Below are 20,268 nucleotides of genomic sequence, written 5' to 3' on the forward strand. Positions count from 1 at the left end.
ATTTATGAAATAGAAAATTTTATTTTACTTATCATAAGATAAAAAAATAAATAAAAACAAAATACTGCTTATTATCGTTTTAATATTAAACAATGCATTATTAAGATTTACATATTAGTAATTAACACAAAAAATAAGTAAGGTAATATACTTATGGTTTTTTCTATTAATCATTAGAAAATTTTAGCCATTAGCTGACAATTAAAGCTAAAAAAAGAAATATAAGTTGTCTTTACTATCAAACTGAGTAGAAAAGGTAAAGTTTTTAAATATCAAGCCGAATAAGTTTAATTGATAAATAGTTATCGCTCCTTGCTGTGTGTCCTATAAACCAATTAAATAGGTAAGGCTATGCTGAAACGAATAAAAATATCTAATGGCTTAATGTTTATCTTAATACTGTTTTGCGCTATTCAACTTTTTTCAGGTGCAATGAGTATCCGTGATGCGAGTTTAACAAACAAACGGCTCTCACAATTAGCGAATGGTTTTGAACAGATACAAACGATGGATTATGGTTATGCCGAGTTAAATAAATTACGTGAAGATATGCTAAATGTTATGTTTGAAGCTCATCTCACACCCGATATAGCAGAAAATAAAACCTCTGATTTCCTTTCCTCTTATCCACAAAGAAAACAAGAAGTTATACGTATTATTACCGAATATTTTACAGCTACCGAAAAAGCAAATTTTGCTCCCGAAAAAATAGAGAGTATGAAAAAACTCTTTAATCGTGTGCTTTACGACCTTGATCAACTTGCATCATGTCTAGAGATCCGCGATTACTACGGTTTTCAATCTATTTATGCACATAATACCAATGAACGCTTTACTCAATCCCTTTATGAAGCAACAGATTATCTCAGTGATAACGTTGTTACTCACGCAATAAAAGCCGCTCAAGGTAATTATGAACGTACCTTGGTCTTAGCTTTTGTCTTTATGTTTATTTTTATTCTTTTCACTATTCTTGTTGTAGTTTGGATACGCCGAAATATTGTTTTACGTATCAATCAAATTGTCGGTTATATGTCGGAAATTTCACAAGGAAATTTATTAGAAAATAAAGATATCACCGCAAAAGGAAATAATGAAATCGACCAATTAATTACAGGTATTCAATATATGCGTACCGAACTGTCATTAATTGTGAATGCGATCCGAGGAACAAGTCATCATATTTATACAGGCGTTCAAGAATTATCAGCAGGAAATACTGACCTCTCTTGTCGTACTGAAGAACAAGCGAGTGCCTTAGAGGAAACTGCATCAAGTATGGAACAACTCACAGCAACAGTGAGAAACAATACAGAAAGTGCTCGTGAAGTTTCACACCTTATCAGCCAGACCTCCAATATTGCCAGCAAAGGGGGCGATGTCACCAATAGAATGGTGAAAACGATGACTGATATAGCCGATAGCTCACAAAAAATTGGTGAAATCACTGCCGTTATCAATAGCATTGCGTTCCAAACCAATATTCTCTCCTTAAACGCAGCCGTTGAAGCAGCTAGAGCAGGCGAACAAGGGCGTGGTTTTTCTGTGGTGGCGACGGAAGTGAGGGAGTTAGCACAGCGTAGTGCTGAAGCAGCGAAAGAAATTAAAGAATTGATTGATGCCTCTATTAGCCGTGTTCGTCATGGTAATGATCTCGTTGAACAAGTTAGCATTTCTATGGGTGAAATATTGACATCTGTAAAACATGTTGAAGACTCAATGACTGAAATTTTATCTGCGTCAGAAGAACAAACTCGAGGTATCACTCAAGTCTCTCTTGCAGTCACTGAAATGGATAAAGCAACACAGCAAAATGCAACGATGGTTGAACAATCTTCCGCTGTTGCCAGTTTATTGACTGAAGAAGCAGGTAATCTTGAACAAATCGTTGAACAGTTTAAAACAGCGGAAAGTGAACAGTTCAATAACAAAAAGGCACAGCACAAAGCAATAGAAAAACAGTTCTCATCTGAAAAATCACTACAGACAAAACATGAGGAGATAAAAAATACAGTCAAAGATGAAGCGAAAGAGAGAAAATCGGCAAAAGGAACAGCGACTGTAAATGATGATGAAGATGATGATTGGACAAGTTTTTAATCCATTAATTTGATCATGACAAAAACACGATTTAGATAAACACAAAGACACCTATTTTAGTGGGTGTCTTTTATTTTTTAACTCATGACAAATTAATGAAATACATTGATTGCACTAACTAAGTAGTTAGTTTGTACTTTCATTTCACCTGAAATCATTGAGGCTTTGGAAACATAATTTGCATTTTCATGCGTAATCGATTCTAATTTTTCAACCGCGCGACCAAGCTCTTTTAACCCCGCACTCTGCTCTGATGAGGCAAGACTAATTTCACCAATTAAATCAGTCACGTTTTTAACATGCACCACTATATCTTCCATAGTTCCGACTGTTTCATTGACTTGCTTTGAACCGACTTTGATATTGCTACTTGAGGCACTGATCAAGGCTTTGATCTCTTTAGCCGCTTCTGCACTACGCTGTGCCAGCTCCCTGACTTCGGTCGCAACGACGGAGAAGCCTCGACCTTGTTCGCCGGCTCTGGCCGCTTCTACGGATGCATTAAGTGCAAGGATATTAGTTTGGAAGGCAATGCTATCAATAACACCAATGATATTACTAATGCGATCAGAGCTTTTCGCAATATCATTCATTGTATTAACGATACTATCCATTGCACTACCTCCTTTTATCGCAGCTTCACAAGTGATATTAGAAAGACTGTTTGCCTGCCCTGCCGTTTCACTATTACTACTTACCGCTGTTGTTAACTCATTCATTGTTGAGGCAGTTGCTTCAACATTACTAGCGGTTTGCTCCGTTCTCACATACAGATCGCGATTACCTGCGGCTAATTGATCACAAGAGATATCGACTTGATGAATTTGATGACTCACATCACTGACTAACCAACGGAACATACGCCCTAATTGATTAACTGAACGCTGTGTCATACCCACTTCATCAATGCGGTTTATATATGTAACGTTATGTTCATCGCCAGTTGCAACACGATTTGCTTGTTCATTAAGTAGTCTAATTGGCTTAACAAGCTGAAAATAGAGAATACGCTCATTTGCCATCAGTAATACCAGCAAAATCATAATATGCATAAAAAGAGCATAACCCGATAAACCAGCAAACCATGCACTTAACAACATGAAAGGTAGAGGTAATAGGATAAAAAGACGGAGTCGTTTTTTTAATGAAATGGTTTGATTCCATGAGCGCCAACGTTGCCATCCTTTATACACAAAAGCGCCTTTTAAAAACATATGTGAAGGATACTTACCTTGATTAAATGCAGCGTAAAGTGCTGAAGCCTGTGCGGTTTCCTCTTTTTTTACTGAAGTCCTTACCGACATAAAACTTTGAATTTTACCCTGACGTATAATTGGGGTGATATTTGCTCTTACCCAATAATAATCCCCATTTTTACGTCGATTTTTCACGATCCCAGTCCAAACTTCTCCTTGCTTTAACGTTTGCCACATATCCTTAAAGACTGCTGAAGGTATATCTGGATGTCGGACAATATTATGGGGTTGCCCCACAAGCTCTTCCATTGAAAATCCACTGACTTCAATAAAGTCCTCGTTGGCATAAATAATATTGCCATCAAGATCTGTCGTCGACATCAGTGTTGCGTTTTCAGATACCGGGTATTCTCGCTGTGTCACCGGTTGATTGTTACGCATCAGTTACTCTCCTCGATATTGAAATTAAAACATCTCAACAAAAAAAGACTGCCTAAATAACTATCGTTTCGGCCGTTAAGAGAATAACTTTAGTGATAAGTGTAAATACCCATCTTTAAATATTAGTTTTTTGAATCAGTTCAAATTTTTTAATTATCAAGACTATTAATTAATGCCTGTGAACTTAGTACTAATGTCTTCGCACATTCATCTCGTTTCTTTAATAACGCCATAAAAATAAGATCAGTGATCGTATTTTGTGCTGTACGTGAAGAGATTGAAGCGCTTCGCCACTCTCCCTCATCCGCAATTGTTTCTAATATATAGTCAGAAATTTGGCCCAATGGTGAATGTTTTTCTCCTGTAATAGCAATGATTTTGGCCCCCTGTTTTTTAGCCACAGAGGCTGCAACTAACATGTCTTTCCTTTTACCGCTATAAGAAATTACAATCTGTAAATCCTTTGGACTTAACATTTGGGCAACAGATATTTGTACATGATGATCTGTTTCAATCAGCGTTGTTATTCCTATTTTTTGCAATTTATAACTTAGATCTCTCGCAACTAACCCTGAGCCACCAATACCGATAATTTGAACACGTTGTGCTTCATCAATAAGCTGAACGACTTTTTCAAAATGAAGGTAATTAATTTGACGAGTCGTATCATAAATTGAATTACTTTTCTCTTGAGCGAGTTTCTGTGCAATAACAACTAAGCTATCATCAGCGTCTATTTGGTTATGTAATATATTAGGGTTGGTTCCTGAGTTCGCATTTTTCCTGCCAAGATCTTCACTGATTGCAAGTTTCAAAGAAGGAAAACCTTTAAATCCTATTTTTTGGCTAAATTTAACAATTGCCGATTGACTCACCCCCATAATTTGAGCAAGTTGTTGTGATGAAAGAGTCACTGTTTTTTCCGGATTGTCTAAAATATAGTCCGCTATTTTGCGCTGATTTGTAGCCATACCTGGCTTTATCCAGGCAATTTTTGTTAATGTTGGCATAATGACAATATCCACTTCGAGTTCTATATAGTTATATCTGGAATAGTTCTTAGTACAGCGTTTACTACCTAAAAAATGAAATTTTTAGAATAAAATCAATTAAAAATAGAAAATAAACAATCATAAAGTATAGGGGAAATTGCCTTATTATTAGAATACTTATTTTTATAATAGTTTTATAATTATCTTTTCAATCCAATCTATGTTTATCGAACCCAGCTTTTATAATACTTAATTTACTTTCCTCTTTGTTTTAAATAATAATTTATTCTTTTAGGTCAATAGGACGATATAGGCTTATTCTATTTACACTTAATGATTTATTATTTTCAAATAGTTTCATTAAGTTAACAACAATTCAAAAACGTAAACGTAATATAAATTATTTTAAAAGAAAACCACAAAAAAAGAATAAATAATTCTCTATAAAATAATTATTTTTTCATTTTAATGATGTAAAGAATGAAAAATAAAAAATCAAGTCGTTAAATAATAAGATCTGTATGGCGACTAAAAATGAGTCATCTGTTTATATAAAGTAGTATTTTAACATGAATAATTGTGTCGGTGGGCGATCGTAGATCGCTCTTTTTATAGAGAAATACTCTTTTTTTAATACATATTAAAAGATATCATTTCGACCAATCTTAAACAAACATCATTTACATCAAAAAATATTTATTAGTTATTGATTTTAAATTATTTTATTAACTTATTCTATCCAGATCAACGGTACACAGAGCGCCGTTAATAATCCCATTGAGATATTGAAAATAAACCAAGCACGTCGGCTTTGTAAAAATAGACTAATAAATGTTCCACCTAATATCCAAACAATACCCGCAACGAAATTAACAATGACCATAACAATACTAATAGTAATAACCGAGCTAAAATAAGCATCTCCCGATAAACTGAAGCTTCCTACTGCACCTAATCCCATCATCCACGCTTTTGGATTTAGAAATTGCAATAATCCACCCTGAAACCAACTTACTGCCTGCGAGGTTTTTGCTGGAATATCTAAACGCTGATAAGATGATGCTGCGGTTTTCCAAGCAAGCCAAAGCAAATACGCACTCCCAACTATCTTCAATCCGACATGCAGAGCAGGATAAATTATCAATAAAGTGGCAACACCAAATGCAGAGCTCAATAAAACACATTGCATACCTAGCATAATGCCAGCCATTAGTTTTAACGAGCCTTTAAAACCTACATTTGCCCCTGATGAGGTAAGCAGTAAGTTGTTTGGTCCAGGTGTTATCGCGGCAATAAACAGGAAAATAGTTAAGGAAAAAATAAGGCTAATTGTCATGATAAAGGCTCAAAAATGTGACAGGCGTTTTATTTTCACCGAAAATAGCAGTATGTTATTTAGCAAACAAGTGTTAATTCATTTTGATAGACGGAAAATATGTCTCAATACTTTAATCCAATGCGTTGGGCTAAAAATCCACATTTACAGACACTCTTACCAAGAATTATACGTAGGACGCCACAACTGACGCCACATTGGCAACGACTCAATCTTCCAGATAACGATTTTGTTGATTTAGCGTGGAGTGAAGATCCGACAACAGCACTCAATAAACCGCGCTTAGTCATCTTTCATGGCTTAGAAGGTGGATTTAGTAGTCCTTATGCTCACGGCATGTTAACCGCAGCAAAAGAGAGAGGCTGGCTAGGCGTTGTGATGCACTTTAGAGGATGTAGTGGTGAACCCAATAGACAAAACCGTATTTATCACTCAGGTGAAACGGAAGATGCTCGCTACTTCTTAAATTGGTTGAAAAAGGAATTTGGTGAACAACCAACAGCCGCGGTTGGCTATTCTCTTGGTGGAAATATGCTTGCCTATTATCTTGCAGAAAGTGGCGAAAATGCCGTTGTAGATGCAGCCGTTATTGTCTCTGCACCATTAATGCTAGAACCTTGCTCAACAAAAATTGAACATGGCTTTTCTCGTTTTTATCAATGGTATCTGTTAAAAGAACTCAAAAATAACGCAACACGAAAACTTATTCGTTATCCAGAATCCTTACCAATCAGCTTATTAACGATAAAATCCATCAAAAAACTACGCCAGTTTGACGATCTTATTACATCTAAAATTCACGGATTTAAAGATGCGTTAGATTATTATCGCCAATGCAGTGCATTACCTTTATTAAATAAAATAAAGAAAACTACACTTATCATTCATGCTAAAGATGATCCATTTATGTCTGCGGATGTTATTCCTGATGTCAGAACACTCCCCAACAACATTGAATATCAACTTACAGAATTTGGTGGTCATGTGGGATTTGTTGGTGGAAAACTCTCAAAACCTGTGATGTGGCTTGAAAGCCGAATACCTGACTGGTTATCCGCTTATTTGGAGAAAACTCAATGATAATTCCTTGGAATGAGCTTTCAGCAGAGACACTTGATAATCTTATTGAAAGTTTTGTTTTACGAGAAGGCACTGATTATGGTATCCAAGAGAAAACGCTTGAACAAAAAGTCGCCGACGTAAAAAAACAACTTAAATCGGGTGAAGCTGTGTTGGTTTGGTCTGAACTTCATGAGAGCGTTAATATTATGCCAGCATCGCAGTTTCGCTCTGGTTAGTTATTCAAAGCAAGCAATGCATCGCCATCAATAAGGGCCAACCTTATTTAGCAAAAGGATAACCTATGTCAATCAAGCACCCTATCATCGCAGTGACTGGCTCAAGTGGTGCAGGAACTACCACAACAAGCCAAGCTTTTCGTAAAATATTCCAACAACTCAATGCAAATGCCGCATTAATTGATGGAGATAGTTTCCATCGCTATACCCGTCCCGAAATGGATATGGCGATAAGGAAAGCGAGAGAACAAGGTAGACATATCAGTTATTTTGGCCCTGAAGCAAATGATTTTAGCCTACTGAGCAAGACATTAAGTCAATATAGTGATACAGGACAAGGTCAATCCCGCAAATATCTACACTCTTATGATGAAGCAACACCTTACAATCAATTACCAGGAACATTTACCCCTTGGGAACCCTTAGCCAATAATACTGATGTTCTCTTTTATGAAGGATTACATGGTGGCGTTGTTACTAACGAACATAATGTAGCTCAACATGTTGATTTATTAGTCGGAGTTGTTCCTATCGTAAACCTAGAGTGGATACAAAAGCTTATTAGAGACACCACTGAAAGGGGACACTCACAAGAAGCGGTAAGAGATTCGGTTGTACGCTCAATGGATGATTATATTAGCTACATTATTCCTCAATTCTCGCGCACTCACATTAATTTCCAACGAGTCCCAACTGTTGATACTTCAAACCCTTTTTCTGCCAAAGCAATTCCCACTCTTGATGAAAGCTTTATTGTTATTCGTTTTCGAGGTTTAACCGATATTGATTTTCCCTATTTACTTGCGATGCTGCATGGCTCATTTATGTCGACAATAAACACAATTGTTGTACCGGGAGGGAAATTAGGATTAGCGATGGAATTAATTATGGCGCCATTAGTCAAAAAATTATTAAATGGCGAAAAGATAAGTTAACCAAAATAAAAATTATCTCTATAAAAATAATATCCCATTAATTAAGGGATATTATTTTTCAAATTAAACTTTATTTTAAAATATCAAAATTAGTCAGCGTTTTTTATTTCAAATGAATGTGTGATATTGGCTGCTTTTCCTAACATTAAAGAAACAGAACAATATTTTTCTGCAGATAATTGAACAGCTCGTTCTACGATTTTATCCGTTAATTCCTTACCTGAAACAATAAAATGTAAATTGATATCAGTAAATAAACGAGGAGCTTCTTCGCGTCGTTCTGATGTTAATTTTACTTCACAATCAGTCACTTGGTGGCGACCTTTTCGTAAAATGCTTACAACATCAATAGCGCTACATCCACCCGCAGCAATTAATACCATTTCCATTGGGCTTGGGGCTTTATCTCCTGAATTCCCATCCATCATAATTTGATGGCCAGATGAAGATTCGCCGACAAAAGATAAATCTTCAACCCACTTAACTCTCGCTTCCATTTATTTTCCCCCTAAAGATGACAGAAACTAAAAGAGTACATTCTCATAATTCAACTAGCAATTAGCAAATAGGTTTATTATGCTGACTGCGTAAAACGAGACTTAATGCACTAATTGTGTTAAAAACAATATCTGCTTGATGATAGTGGTTAAGATCAATGCATTATTTTCTCATTTATTATAATCTACTCCATATTAACTTACCGTGTTCTCAGGAAGTTAATAGGTCAAGATAGGATTTTTAAGCACGCTGTCTCAAAAGGGAGCCTATCCGTTTTGAAAGGCTGCATTTAACGTACAGAGGATAACGCGAATGGTTCTCGGCAAGCCGCAAACAGACCCGACTCTTGAATGGTTTTTGTCACACTGCCATATTCACAAATATCCATCCAAGAGCACGCTGATCCACCAAGGTGAGAAAGCGGAAACACTTTATTATATTGTTAAAGGTTCCGTGGCTGTTCTTATTAAAGATGAAGAAGGAAAAGAAATGATCCTCTCCTACCTAAATCAGGGGGATTTCATCGGTGAACTTGGATTATTTGAAGAAGATCAAGAACGTAGTGCATGGGTTAGAGCAAAAACAGCCTGTGAAGTAGCAGAAATTTCCTATAAAAAATTCCGCCAATTAATTCAGGTTAACCCTGATATTCTGATGCGCCTTTCTGCTCAAATGGCGAACAGATTACAAACGACATCAGAAAAAGTAGGCAACCTTGCTTTCTTAGATGTAACAGGTCGTATTGCACAAACCTTATTAAACTTAGCAAAACAACCCGATGCAATGACGCATCCTGATGGCATGCAAATTAAAATTACACGTCAGGAAATCGGTCAAATCGTTGGTTGTTCACGCGAAACTGTAGGCCGTATTCTGAAAATGTTAGAAGATCAAAATCTGATCTCTGCACACGGTAAAACTATCGTCGTTTACGGGACTCGCTAAGTTTCCCAGCCCGAACAAACAATAGCCCGATACAAAGGGCTATTGATAACAAATCTGTATAAACCCCATTCTTGCGATGGGGTTTATAATAATGCCTACCCTTTTACAAACTCCGCAATAGCCGCTTTTAATGCCGCCATTCCTTCTTGTAGCTCTTCTTGAGTAATAATTAATGATGGTGTAAAACGCATCACATTCGCTCCTGCGTTTAACATCATTAAACCATGTTTGGCAGCAAGGCCGAGTAACTCTTTGGCTTTACCTTCATATTGTGGTGCCAATTGCGCACCAATCAGTAAACCTTGCCCACGGATTTGCGAAAAGACATTGTACGTTTGATTGATTACCGCCAGCTCATCTACAATCCATTGATAGCGCTTTTCAACACCCTCAAGTACTTCAGGTGTATTAATCAAATCAAATGCGACATTGCCCACTGCGCAAGCTAATGGATTACCACCATAAGTTGTGCCATGAGTCCCTACGCCCATTACAGAAGCTATTTCATCTGTTGTTAACATCGCACTGAGTGGAAAACCACTTCCTAGCGCTTTTGCAGTGGTAATAATATCAGGTGTCACATCATAGTTCATATAGGCGAAGAGCTTACCTGTACGGCCCATACCTGTCTGTACTTCATCAAGAACAAGCAGAGCTTGGTGCTTATCACACAATGCACGTAGCCCTCTCATAAACTCAGATGTTGCAGCTGTTACGCCACCTTCACCTTGAACTGGCTCTAAAACAATGGCGCAAGTGTGATCATCTATTACTGCTTTAACAGCATCTAAATCATTAAAAGGAACATGTACGATATCGGCAGGTTTTGGGCCAAATCCATCGGCATATTTAGGTTGTCCACCAACAGATACTGTAAACAACGTTCTACCATGAAATGCATGGTGAAAAGCAATAATTTTAGTTTTATAAGGACTATGGCGAGTGATGGCATAATGGCGAGCCAATTTAAATGCTGCTTCATTCGCTTCTGCGCCTGAATTGGCAAAAAAGACACGTTCTGCAAATGTGTTATCTATTAATTTTTGAGCTAAACATAATGCAGGTTCATTAGTAAAAATATTACTAACATGCCAAAGTTTTTCACTTTGTTCTTTCAAGGCTTGGTTTAGAGCCGGATGAGCATGCCCCAATGCTAAAACAGCAATACCACCAGCAAAATCAATATACGATTTTCCCTGCTGATCCCAAACACGACTCCCCACCCCTTTTACAGGAATAAATTCTGCGGGTGAATAAATTGGCAACATTACTTGATCGTAAGTTGCCCTGTTAATGCTTTGCGTTGTCATTACCCCACCTGATCGTTATTCATGTTCAATATGAAAATATAATCACTAAATATGAATAAAAAATCAAATGTGGTTTTGTATAAAAAGACGTTATTTCGCTATTTAAATGCTATCCATTTAATATTTAAGGAAATTATTTAACAGCTCAAGTCCTTGTTCACTTAAAATACTTTCAGGGTGAAATTGAACTCCTTCAATAGGCAGAGTACGATGACGAATTCCCATAATTTCATCAACATTTCCATCATGCTGGCTCCATGCCGTCACTTCAAAAGGTACAGGCAATGTTGTCGCATCAATCACTAAAGAGTGGTAACGCGTCACACTTAAAGGTCGATTAAGTCCTTTAAAAACACCTTGTTGATTATGATGTATTAATGAATTTTTACCATGCATCACTTCTCGCGCTCTGACAACCGACGCACCAAAAGCTTGCCCTATTGCTTGATGTCCAAGACAAACGCCAAGAATAGGAATTTCACCGGCAAACCGCTGTATAGCCTCAAGAGAGATCCCAGCTTCATCAGGAGTACAAGGTCCTGGCGAGATCACTAGATGTGCTGGCATCATCTTTTCTATCTCTTTAAGTCCGATCTCATCGTTACGCTTAACAACAACCTCAGCACCCAATTCACAGAAATACTGATAGAGGTTGTAAGTAAACGAGTCGTAATTATCAATAAGTAACAGCATATTAGCCTATCCGACTGATTTTCTTATCATTATCTATTTTATTACTATTTTAAAGCGAGTGTAGATTTGCCAAAATAGCTCGTTGTTTAACCGACTTGGGTACAACAAAGCCGATTATCATAGCACAGGTATAAAATATGAATAGTAAGCAAGAAAACCTGCTGGTTTATTGCGCAATAACAAGAATGACGGTAATTAATGATGAATAGAGTGATTAATAGTGTAATGAATACTTATTGTAGGAGATCACACGAAAAAAAGAAGGATAAAAATATTTTTTTCGTACTAAAAACCCCGGAATGAAAACATTCATTCCGGTTTATATGCTTTCTATCTTATTAGAATAAGTAAATATCCTATCCTAATAATGCGTTTATTGTTTTACAACTTCCGCAGATAAAATAGTGACCGTTTTTACTGGCACATTTTGGTAAGGTCCAATATTCCGAGTAGGCGTTTGTGAAATTTTATCAACGACATCCATTCCTTTCACAACTTTACCAAAAACAGCATAGCCAAAATCACGTTGGCCATGATCTAAAAATGCATTATCAGCCACATTAATAAAGAACTGGCTGGTTGCACTGTCTTTATCTGACGTGCGCGCCATGGCAATAGAGCCTTTTACATTACGTAATCCATTGTCGGCTTCATTTTTAATTGGTGCTCTGGTTTGTTTTTGCTGTAAATCAGCAGTAAAACCACCACCTTGAACCATAAAACCAGGAATAACACGATGAAAAGTGGTGCCGTTATAGTATCCATCTTCGACATACTGAATAAAATTTTTCGTTGTTATTGGGGCTTTTTTATTATCCAGTGATATTTCAATATTGCCTTCAGAGGTGACTAATTTAACGAAGGTTTCTCCCGTTGCCATTGCAAAAGTCGCTGTTGTTAAAGTGCAAGCGGTAACGAAGGTGACAAGAAAACGTTTTAACATGCAGGGATCCTTTACTTTAATAGTCTACAACTTACTTAATATGCAGCGATTCTAATTCGCTGAGGTAAATAGTGCCAATCATTTACCTTTATTTACGCTCAATAAGTCTAATTACGCTATAGCGGAGTAAATTTTAATTTTTAATCGCTGTTATAAGTCATTAAATTGCGCCAAAATAGAGCAAATAGATATTTTAGATATTCATTTTCATGCAAAATTGAAATGAGTATGCATGAAAAGCCGCATTATTTCAGAGAGGTTTATACCATAATGACCCAATTTAATTACCAAAAAGCACATTTCATCATCAGTGCACCTGATATCCGCCATTTACCACCAGATTCAGGAATTGAAATTGCCTTTGCGGGTCGCTCTAATGCCGGTAAATCCAGTGCTTTAAATGCGTTAACCCAACAAAACGGATTAGCCAGAACCAGTAAAACGCCAGGCCGTACGCAATTAATCAACCTTTTTCAAATTGAAGAAGGTTTACGCTTAGTTGATTTACCTGGCTATGGTTACGCCCAAGTTCCTGAAGAAATGAAGCGTAAATGGCAACGCTCTTTAGGTGAATACCTACAAAAAAGAGAGTGCTTAAAAGGTGTAGTTATTTTAATGGATATTCGTCATCCATTAAAAGATCTCGATATGCAAATGATTGATTGGGCTGTTGGCTCAGAGCTTCCGACTCTCGTTTTACTGACTAAAGCAGATAAACTAGCATCAGGCGCGCGTAAAAAGCAGCTCATGAGCGTACGTGAAGAGCTAGCAAATAAAGTAGGTGATATCCGCGTAGAATATTTTTCATCATTGAAAAAAATTGGCATTGATAAACTACGTAACACGCTTAATGAATGGTTTTCAGACAAAGAAGAAGCACCTGTAAACGACAATAACGTTTAATCTCTTCTTCCCTCCCAAAACTGACTGATCTTTTATTGATTAGGGGAAAATCACCTTTCCCCTTTCACTTCTAGCACAAACCACTTCAGCAAATTTTAGGCAAAAAAATGCCCCAGCCGAAATAAAGTCGACTGGGGCAGCTAATATTCAGCTAAATCCGATTACGTGAAGTAAAAGGTCTGAAAGATAGAACATCTTACCTCTGTACCCTACGAGAGATAATGTACTCTATTTTATTGGTTAATAAAAGCCCTTTTGTAATTTTTTTTCACAGGCAGACACGATTCAGCTATGCATTTATGTATTCAAATCATAAATAAATGTAGTTTAATTACATAATTATGAGACTTTAATCACTCGCATGAATATGATTAAAAATAGAACAAATCACACAAAAGGTGCGGTTTCTCCTTAATGATTTTGTGATACGCTTACCGCGAGACCGTAGTAAATATGTAATTAGCGATAAAATGAGGTATCCATGGCTGTATTACCGCTCCTGCGTTTTCCCGATGAGCGTCTGCGCAGAGTCGCAGTACCAGTGGAAAAAGTAGATGACGAAATACGCACATTAATCGATGACATGATTGAAACCATGTATGCAGAACGAGGTATTGGCTTAGCAGCACCTCAGGTTAATGTATCTAAACGCATTGTTGTAATTGATGTTTCTGAAAACCGAGATCAACCGATTGCACTTATTAATCCTGAAATTATCAGCACTGAAGATGAAGTGATGGATATGATGGATGGGTGTCTATCTATTCCAGATTCTTTTGCCCCAACAGAACGTTACCGCTTCTTAAAGGTGAGAGCATTAGATAGAAATGGTGATGAAATTGAACTTGAAGCCTCTGATTTGTTTGCAGGCTGTATTCAACATGAGTTAGACCATCTTGATGGTAAACTCTTTATTGACCATTTATCTCCGTTAAAACGTCAACGTATTGAGAAAAAACAGAAGAAATTAAGCAAACTGATCGATTCACAAGTTGCTTAATAATTCACTTATCTCTTTTTCATATTTTTATAAGTTTTGACATAAAAAAGCTCGGTAATTAACCGAGCTTTTCTTTTTTCTACTTTAAACAAGAATAATATTTAAAAATTAATGTGCTTCATCCCAGTTATTACCCACACCCACTTCGACTTTTAATGGGATAGCTAATTCCATACTACTTTCCATCAATTTATGGATCATGATATTTGCGTTCTCTAGGTAAGACTCTCGCACTTCAAACACCAATTCATCGTGTACTTGCATAATCATATGCACATCAGCAGGGCATTCATTGCAAATCCAATTATCCACAGCAATCATTGCTTTTTTAATGATATCCGCAGCTGTACCCTGCATTGGAGCATTAATCGCTTCACGTTCTGAAGCTTTACGACGAATTGCATTCTTTGAATTAATTTCTGGTAAATAGAGGCGACGACCCTCTAACGTTTCAACATAGCCTTGTTCAGAAGCTTGTTTACGTGTGCGCTCCATATAATCCAATACACCAGGATAACGCTCAAAATAGAGATCCATATAACGCTGAGCTTCTCTTCTCTCAACACCAATCTGCTGCGATAAGCCAAAAGCGCTCATACCATAAATAAGACCAAAGTTAATGGCTTTCGCACTACGACGTTGTTCAGAAGTGACTTCTTCTAAAGGTATACCAAACACTTCAGATGCCGTTGCACGGTGAATATCTTTACCTTGAGCAAAGGCATCTAACAAGCCTTTATCTTGCGATAAATGCGCCATGATCCGTAATTCAATTTGTGAATAGTCGGCTGCAACAATTTTAAAACCTTCACGTGCGATAAAGGCTTGGCGAATACGGCGTCCTTCTTCGTTTCTCACTGGGATATTTTGAAGATTCGGATCGCGAGAAGATAAACGACCTGTTGCCGTCACTGCTTGATGATATGAAGTATGTACACGCTTCGTTTTACTATTAACCATCAATGGCAATTTATCCGTATAGGTAGATTTTAGTTTCGCAAGACCACGATGCTCTAAAATCAAACGGGGCAGTTCATGGCTATGTGCTAACTCTTCCAATACTTCTTCATTGGTAGATGGCGCCCCTTTTGGCGTTTTCTTAATAACAGGTAATTGCAGTTTATCAAATAAAATTTCTTGTAACTGTTTAGGTGAAGAGAGATTAAATTCTTGTCCTGCTAGCGCAAACGTCTCTTTTTCAATTTCAGCTAAACGCTGTGTGATTTCTTGAGATTGAACAGCTAACACTTGAGCATCAATTAATACCCCTTTGCGTTCCATTCTAGAAAGCACTGGGACTAATGGCATTTCAATATCGCGGTAAACATGTTTAAGAGGCTCAATGGCTTCTATTTGAGGATATAGCGCTTGATGGAGTAATAAAGTGATATCCGCATCTTCAGCAGCATATAACGTTGCTTGCTCAACCTCAATTTGGTTAAAAGTCAGTTGGCCTTTACCTTTACCCGCAATCTCTTCAAATGTTGTAGTTTTATGATTTAAGTGCTTTTCAGCCAACGTATCCATATCATGTCGATTGCTGACACTATTTAATACGTAAGACTCCAACATCGTATCAAAATAGATACCGTTTAATTCGATGCCTTCATTTTCCATAATGCCACGGTCAAACTTCAAATTTTGCCCAATTTTTAGAATGTTCTTATCTTCTAAAATAGGTTTTAATGCCGCTAGCACATCATTAACAGGAAGTTGCTCTGGTGCATCTAAATACTCATGACGCAACGGAATATAAGCTGCTTTGCCTGGCTCAATCGCAAACGACATGCCAATTAAATGTGCATCAATATTATTTAAGCTGTCCGTTTCTGTATCGAATGCAAATGCGGGTGCTTTTTTGAGAAGCTCAACCCATCGTGCTAAGCTTTCATGTGTCAAGATAGCTTCATAATTCTCTTGTGTAATAACAGGAAAATTAGCTGATGCAGAGGCTTCTTTGGATTTAACAGCTTCAGAGGTATAAGGCACAGCAACTTTTTGTGTACTACGTTGTGCTAACCACCCACCATTTTGAAGATCACTTATCCAGCGTTTAAATTCATAACGCGTGAACATTTCGAGTAATTGCTCTAAATTTGGCTCACTAACCACTAAATCATCAAACGTTTTATCGAGTTCAACATCCGTTTTAATTGTTGCCAACTTATAAGAAAGTTTTGCCACTTTCTCATGCTCTGCCATTTTAGCGCCAAGTGTTTTAGCACCACGGAAACTCAACGTTGCGATATTATCAAGCTGTTGATAGATATCATCTAAACTACCAAGCCCTTGTAAAAGACCTAATGCAGTTTTTTCTCCCACTCCCGGAACACCAGGGATGTTATCGGATGAATCGCCCATTAATGCGAGAAAATCAATAATCAGTTCAGGAGGAACACCATATTTTTCTTTAACTTCATCAGGACCTAAAATAACGTTGGTCATAGTGTTAATTAGCGTGATCTTTGGCGTTACTAATTGCGCCATATCTTTATCGCCAGTACTGATTAAAACATCACGGCCATCAGCTGCCGCTTTTAGTGCCAGTGTTCCAATGACATCGTCTGCTTCCACACCTGAAATAGATAACAAGGGTAAACCCATTGCTTGTACCATTTCATGCAAAGGTGCTATTTGCTCGCGTAAATCATCCGGCATTGGAGGACGGTTAGATTTATATTCCTCATACAATTCATCACGGAATGTTTTACCTTTAGCGTCAAACACAACCGCAACATGGCTTGGTTTATACTGTATTATCAGGCTACGTAGCATGTTCAACACGCCATACATCGCACCTGTTGGCTCACCTTGGCTATTGGTTAGAGGTGGAAATGCATGATAGGCGCGGTAAAGATATGAGGAGCCATCTACAAGGATAAAGGGGTTTTCTGCTATCTGGACCATAATCTGTTCATCATTGTTCTGAGGTTCGTTGATATGACTAGAATGCCACATCACAGCCCAATAGACGAATATTACCTGTTCTTAAATGCAGAAATTCGGCTTAAATACTCAATTATTTATTATTAACCGGACTTAACAAAAAGAATAAGTATGAATGATAAGTTAATATTCATTAAGGTCATTTTTATCAGAGTAGATATCCATTAATCTAATTTCAATTAAAAACAAAGAATAAACAGTCAACTTATTGTGTAATTTAGAAAGTATTTAAGAAAGAGCCATTTACTCATCATTAATATTAACGTTCATATTAGTGTCATCTTTTTTATTAAGAATTTATTTTGTAACCAACATCAAGAAAACCTGTGGATAACTCTGTGAGTAGTTTTGTAACCCTCTCTATATTAATAAGTTAGCTTCCTTTTCAATTTATTAACATAATTAAAAAATCAATCACTTAGCAAATTTATTAAGATATTATAAATTAATATCTGTATTTTTTATTAATGTGGATAGTTATATTATGACAAAATTATGAAAGTAAAAAAATAGCACTCCTATTTCTTGAGTGCTATTTTTCATATAAGAACCTATATACTTTTACTTAGTCTACATAGGAAAAAATTAAGCCTATATTATTTTTTCAGCAATAACTGATTCACAATATCAGAATATGTCTTTGCATACTCTTCTGGTGATTTTGCGCTAATACCATCATTTTTCATTTTATATTTACCACCAATTATCATGGCAGGCACACCATTGATTTGAAAATCCGCAACAGCATTTTGTTGTTGGCTAACTAAAGAGTTCACCACAAAGCTATTCATTGCCGCATCATAATCTTCGCCTTTAACGCCGGCCTTAATAAAAGCATTACGGATATCATCAACAGAACGAATAGATTGAGTTTCTTGAATACCTTTAAATAAAACAGGAGAAACTTGATCTTCAACATCTAAGGCCATTGCTACAGCCCAAGAACGTGTTAAGTCCTTACCCAAAGGCCCTAAAAAATCAACGTGATAGCGGACAACATTGGTATTTTCTGGCGCATTCTTTTCAACAGTACTATTGACTTTATACACTTCAGAAAATTGATAACAATGTGGGCAATAAAAAGAGAAAAACTCAACAACATCAGGCGCAGCCGCAACAGGTTTAGAAAGGTTAGTGTACTGTTTTCCTTCAGATATATCAGCAGCAGAAACACTGAATGCTAACACCATACTTGCTAACGCCAGCCAAATTTTTTTCATTTCTCATCGTCTCCTAAGAATTAATACATTGGACTAAGTTGTAAAGGAGGCTCATTTAGTTGCTCCACTTGTCCCTTGAATAAGGCTAATTGTTTAAACCAAAAATCTTGTTCTTGAAACCAAACAAAAGCACGAGGAAAAGCAGGATCATTCCAACGTTTTAATACCCACGCGAGATAATGCACCATTCTCATTGCTCTTAATGGTTCAATTAATGACAATTCACGTAAATCAAAATCTTGATATTCATAATAAGACTCAAGGATCGTATCTAATTGTATAACCTGCTCTTGCCGTGAGCCGTTTAATAACATCCAAAAGTCTTGTACTGCAGGTCCCATTCGGGAATCATCAAAATCAACCATTACAACTTCATCACGCCACAATATATTACCAGGATGGCAATCACCATGTAGCCGTAACATTTGCCATGCAGAGTCCTCTATTCTAGGACGCACATCATGAATAAGTTTATCTATAACCTCTATAAATTGAGGTTTCAGGTTATTAGGAATTAACGCACTACTTTCAAATTCTAATTTTGGCGCTATCAGATATTCTGCAATAGAAACTGTCGGTCGATATTCATAACTCTTTTTTCGGCCTATTTGATGAATACACCCTAATGTGCGTCCAACTTCTTCTAACTGAAATAAATTATCAGTTTCATAGGCTCTTCCCCCTATACTAGGGAAGATTGCAAAATAAAAGCCACCATCAGAAAGATGAACCGTCTCACTATTAATCATTAAAGGAGCAGCAACAGATATCTCAGCCTCCTTTAATGCTAAAACAAACTCATGTTCTTCTTTTATTTGTTCATACGACCAGCGTTGAGGACGATAAAATTTCACCACATAACGTTGTCGATGCTCATCCATAAATTGAAAAACACGATTTTCATAGCTATTTAATTCTGTTAACCCTGACTCAGGATAAAAACCAATTTTAACTAACGCGTCCCAAATGTTGTCAGGTGACAGGCCCTGAAAATTAAATGAGGCAGACATTTCCATTTTCTATCCTGAATTTAATCTTTAATCACACCACGAGCACGTAAAATAGCGGTTTTAAAATCTTCTTCGTAATCTTTTTTTAGTCCTGGTATCACTTCTGTCGGTGCTGAACCACGCATTTTCAGATGGTAAATCAAAATATCATCAGTCAGATCAGATAATTGACCTTTAAAACCCGCTTCATCAGCCAGTTTCTGCAATAATTGAACTAAGTTTAAATCAGAATTTTCTTCCCAAACTGGGTGCAGTAATTCCATAACTTCATTAAGACGGTGACATTTCATACAAAAAATCCTTATTATTAATTACAACAACAAAGTACCAATTATTATCCGATAGAAAAAGGAAACCTCTGTCAATATGCGTAAATATTACGCTTTTTTGATAAAAATTGCTGTCGCTTTACATGAAATCTCATTATGTCGATATTTTTTATTAGTATATCGTCTTTACTTGATAAAAATCGTTCGGAAATTTTAGCCAATTTATTCACAAA

The 20,268-nt window shown here is 36.7% G+C and carries 18 protein-coding genes; 7 read left to right on the forward strand and 11 right to left on the reverse strand.

What is annotated here, in order from left to right; all coding sequences use genetic code 11:
* Positions 1 to 351 precede the first annotated feature (351 nt).
* On the forward strand, positions 352 to 2,100 hold the full coding sequence (locus DK861_RS01790) for a methyl-accepting chemotaxis protein (RefSeq protein ID WP_109399085.1): 1,749 nt from the start codon (positions 352 to 354) through the stop codon (positions 2,098 to 2,100).
* A 92-nt stretch (positions 2,101 to 2,192) separates the two neighbouring features.
* Here the strand turns inward: DK861_RS01790 and DK861_RS01795 are convergent, their stop codons facing one another.
* The 3 genes from DK861_RS01795 to DK861_RS01805 all read right to left on the reverse strand — a co-directional run bounded on the left by DK861_RS01795 (position 2,193) and on the right by DK861_RS01805 (position 6,065).
* Positions 2,193 to 3,737, reverse strand: coding sequence for a PAS domain-containing methyl-accepting chemotaxis protein (locus DK861_RS01795; protein WP_109399086.1), 1,545 nt, complete (start codon positions 3,735 to 3,737; stop codon positions 2,193 to 2,195).
* Between the two features lie 149 nt (positions 3,738 to 3,886).
* Positions 3,887 to 4,747 carry an SIS domain-containing protein gene (locus tag DK861_RS01800; protein WP_109399199.1) on the reverse strand — a complete coding sequence of 287 codons (861 nt, stop codon included), beginning with the start codon at positions 4,745 to 4,747 and terminating at the stop codon, positions 3,887 to 3,889.
* Positions 4,748 to 5,459: 712 nt separating this feature from the next.
* Positions 5,460 to 6,065 carry a LysE family translocator gene (locus tag DK861_RS01805; RefSeq protein ID WP_109399087.1) on the reverse strand — a complete coding sequence of 202 codons (606 nt, stop codon included), beginning with the start codon at positions 6,063 to 6,065 and terminating at the stop codon, positions 5,460 to 5,462.
* A gap of 99 nt (positions 6,066 to 6,164) precedes the next feature.
* Between DK861_RS01805 and DK861_RS01810 the strand changes: the two genes are divergently transcribed.
* The 3 genes from DK861_RS01810 (at position 6,165) to DK861_RS01820 (ending at position 8,298) form a co-directional block, all read left to right on the forward strand.
* Positions 6,165 to 7,145, forward strand: coding sequence for a hydrolase (locus tag DK861_RS01810; protein ID WP_072064788.1), 981 nt, complete (start codon positions 6,165 to 6,167; stop codon positions 7,143 to 7,145).
* Positions 7,142 to 7,363, forward strand: coding sequence for a YheU family protein (locus tag DK861_RS01815; RefSeq protein ID WP_006534665.1), 222 nt, complete (start codon positions 7,142 to 7,144; stop codon positions 7,361 to 7,363). Before DK861_RS01810 ends, DK861_RS01815 begins: the two co-directional genes overlap by 4 nt.
* Positions 7,364 to 7,428: 65 nt before the next feature.
* Positions 7,429 to 8,298 carry a phosphoribulokinase gene (locus DK861_RS01820; protein ID WP_006534664.1) on the forward strand — a complete coding sequence of 290 codons (870 nt, stop codon included), beginning with the start codon at positions 7,429 to 7,431 and terminating at the stop codon, positions 8,296 to 8,298.
* Between the two features lie 89 nt (positions 8,299 to 8,387).
* Here DK861_RS01820 and DK861_RS01825 read toward each other — a convergent pair whose 3' ends face one another.
* Positions 8,388 to 8,795 (reverse strand): OsmC family protein, encoded by a 408-nt coding sequence (locus DK861_RS01825; RefSeq protein WP_072064790.1) that lies wholly within the window; start codon positions 8,793 to 8,795, stop codon positions 8,388 to 8,390.
* A 313-nt stretch (positions 8,796 to 9,108) separates the two neighbouring features.
* On the opposite strand from DK861_RS01825, the gene crp reads away from it, so the two are divergent.
* Positions 9,109 to 9,741, forward strand: a complete 633-nt coding sequence (gene crp, locus DK861_RS01830; RefSeq protein ID WP_004246872.1) for a cAMP-activated global transcriptional regulator CRP — start codon at positions 9,109 to 9,111, stop codon at positions 9,739 to 9,741.
* Between the two features lie 95 nt (positions 9,742 to 9,836).
* Here crp and DK861_RS01835 read toward each other — a convergent pair whose 3' ends face one another.
* The 3 genes from DK861_RS01835 to ppiA all read right to left on the reverse strand — a co-directional run bounded on the left by DK861_RS01835 (position 9,837) and on the right by ppiA (position 12,687).
* Complete coding sequence (locus DK861_RS01835) at positions 9,837 to 11,051, reverse strand: aspartate aminotransferase family protein (protein WP_072064792.1); 1,215 nt, start codon at positions 11,049 to 11,051, stop codon at positions 9,837 to 9,839.
* A 117-nt stretch (positions 11,052 to 11,168) separates the two neighbouring features.
* Positions 11,169 to 11,744, reverse strand: coding sequence for an aminodeoxychorismate synthase component II (locus tag DK861_RS01840; RefSeq protein ID WP_109399088.1), 576 nt, complete (start codon positions 11,742 to 11,744; stop codon positions 11,169 to 11,171).
* Between the two features lie 373 nt (positions 11,745 to 12,117).
* Entirely contained in the window at positions 12,118 to 12,687 is a 570-nt protein-coding gene (gene ppiA, locus DK861_RS01845) for a peptidylprolyl isomerase A (protein WP_072064793.1), read from the reverse strand.
* 270 nt (positions 12,688 to 12,957) lie between these two features.
* Here ppiA and yihA point away from each other — a divergent pair, with 270 nt between their 5' ends.
* Positions 12,958 to 13,590 carry a ribosome biogenesis GTP-binding protein YihA/YsxC gene (gene yihA / locus DK861_RS01850; protein WP_072064795.1) on the forward strand — a complete coding sequence of 211 codons (633 nt, stop codon included), beginning with the start codon at positions 12,958 to 12,960 and terminating at the stop codon, positions 13,588 to 13,590.
* 481 nt (positions 13,591 to 14,071) lie between these two features.
* Entirely contained in the window at positions 14,072 to 14,590 is a 519-nt protein-coding gene (gene def / locus DK861_RS01855; RefSeq protein ID WP_006534655.1) for a peptide deformylase, read from the forward strand.
* Positions 14,591 to 14,698: 108 nt separating this feature from the next.
* On the opposite strand, the gene polA is transcribed toward def, so the two are convergent.
* The 4 genes from polA to DK861_RS01880 all read right to left on the reverse strand — a co-directional run bounded on the left by polA (position 14,699) and on the right by DK861_RS01880 (position 20,056).
* Positions 14,699 to 17,497: a DNA polymerase I gene (polA, locus tag DK861_RS01865; RefSeq protein ID WP_109399201.1), complete on the reverse strand. Its 2,799-nt coding sequence runs from the start codon at positions 17,495 to 17,497 to the stop codon at positions 14,699 to 14,701.
* A gap of 635 nt (positions 17,498 to 18,132) precedes the next feature.
* Positions 18,133 to 18,756: a thiol:disulfide interchange protein DsbA gene (dsbA, locus tag DK861_RS01870; protein ID WP_109399089.1), complete on the reverse strand. Its 624-nt coding sequence runs from the start codon at positions 18,754 to 18,756 to the stop codon at positions 18,133 to 18,135.
* Between the two features lie 20 nt (positions 18,757 to 18,776).
* Positions 18,777 to 19,772, reverse strand: coding sequence for a serine/threonine protein kinase (locus DK861_RS01875; protein ID WP_006534652.1), 996 nt, complete (start codon positions 19,770 to 19,772; stop codon positions 18,777 to 18,779).
* Between the two features lie 14 nt (positions 19,773 to 19,786).
* Positions 19,787 to 20,056, reverse strand: a complete 270-nt coding sequence (locus DK861_RS01880; protein ID WP_072064800.1) for a YihD family protein — start codon at positions 20,054 to 20,056, stop codon at positions 19,787 to 19,789.
* Positions 20,057 to 20,268 lie beyond the last annotated feature (212 nt).

This window comes from Proteus sp. TJ1640 (assembly GCF_003144445.1).
Taxonomy (GTDB): Bacteria; Pseudomonadota; Gammaproteobacteria; order Enterobacterales; family Enterobacteriaceae; genus Proteus; species Proteus penneri.

Bases quoted from the DNA above. Each gene is read 5' to 3' on its own strand.
- DK861_RS01790 (WP_109399085.1), top strand. From the start codon at position 352: ATGCTGAAACGAATAAAAATATCTAATGGCTTAATGTTTATCTTAATA.
- DK861_RS01795 (WP_109399086.1), bottom strand. From the start codon at position 3,737: ATGCGTAACAATCAACCGGTGACACAGCGAGAATACCCGGTATCTGAA.
- DK861_RS01800 (WP_109399199.1), bottom strand. From the start codon at position 4,747: ATGCCAACATTAACAAAAATTGCCTGGATAAAGCCAGGTATGGCTACA.
- DK861_RS01805 (WP_109399087.1), bottom strand. From the start codon at position 6,065: ATGACAATTAGCCTTATTTTTTCCTTAACTATTTTCCTGTTTATTGCC.
- DK861_RS01810 (WP_072064788.1), top strand. From the start codon at position 6,165: ATGTCTCAATACTTTAATCCAATGCGTTGGGCTAAAAATCCACATTTA.
- DK861_RS01815 (WP_006534665.1), top strand. From the start codon at position 7,142: ATGATAATTCCTTGGAATGAGCTTTCAGCAGAGACACTTGATAATCTT.
- DK861_RS01820 (WP_006534664.1), top strand. From the start codon at position 7,429: ATGTCAATCAAGCACCCTATCATCGCAGTGACTGGCTCAAGTGGTGCA.
- DK861_RS01825 (WP_072064790.1), bottom strand. From the start codon at position 8,795: ATGGAAGCGAGAGTTAAGTGGGTTGAAGATTTATCTTTTGTCGGCGAA.
- crp (WP_004246872.1), top strand. From the start codon at position 9,109: ATGGTTCTCGGCAAGCCGCAAACAGACCCGACTCTTGAATGGTTTTTG.
- DK861_RS01835 (WP_072064792.1), bottom strand. From the start codon at position 11,051: ATGACAACGCAAAGCATTAACAGGGCAACTTACGATCAAGTAATGTTG.
- DK861_RS01840 (WP_109399088.1), bottom strand. From the start codon at position 11,744: ATGCTGTTACTTATTGATAATTACGACTCGTTTACTTACAACCTCTAT.
- ppiA (WP_072064793.1), bottom strand. From the start codon at position 12,687: ATGTTAAAACGTTTTCTTGTCACCTTCGTTACCGCTTGCACTTTAACA.
- yihA (WP_072064795.1), top strand. From the start codon at position 12,958: ATGACCCAATTTAATTACCAAAAAGCACATTTCATCATCAGTGCACCT.
- def (WP_006534655.1), top strand. From the start codon at position 14,072: ATGGCTGTATTACCGCTCCTGCGTTTTCCCGATGAGCGTCTGCGCAGA.
- polA (WP_109399201.1), bottom strand. From the start codon at position 17,497: ATGGTCCAGATAGCAGAAAACCCCTTTATCCTTGTAGATGGCTCCTCA.
- dsbA (WP_109399089.1), bottom strand. From the start codon at position 18,756: ATGAAAAAAATTTGGCTGGCGTTAGCAAGTATGGTGTTAGCATTCAGT.
- DK861_RS01875 (WP_006534652.1), bottom strand. From the start codon at position 19,772: ATGGAAATGTCTGCCTCATTTAATTTTCAGGGCCTGTCACCTGACAAC.
- DK861_RS01880 (WP_072064800.1), bottom strand. From the start codon at position 20,056: ATGAAATGTCACCGTCTTAATGAAGTTATGGAATTACTGCACCCAGTT.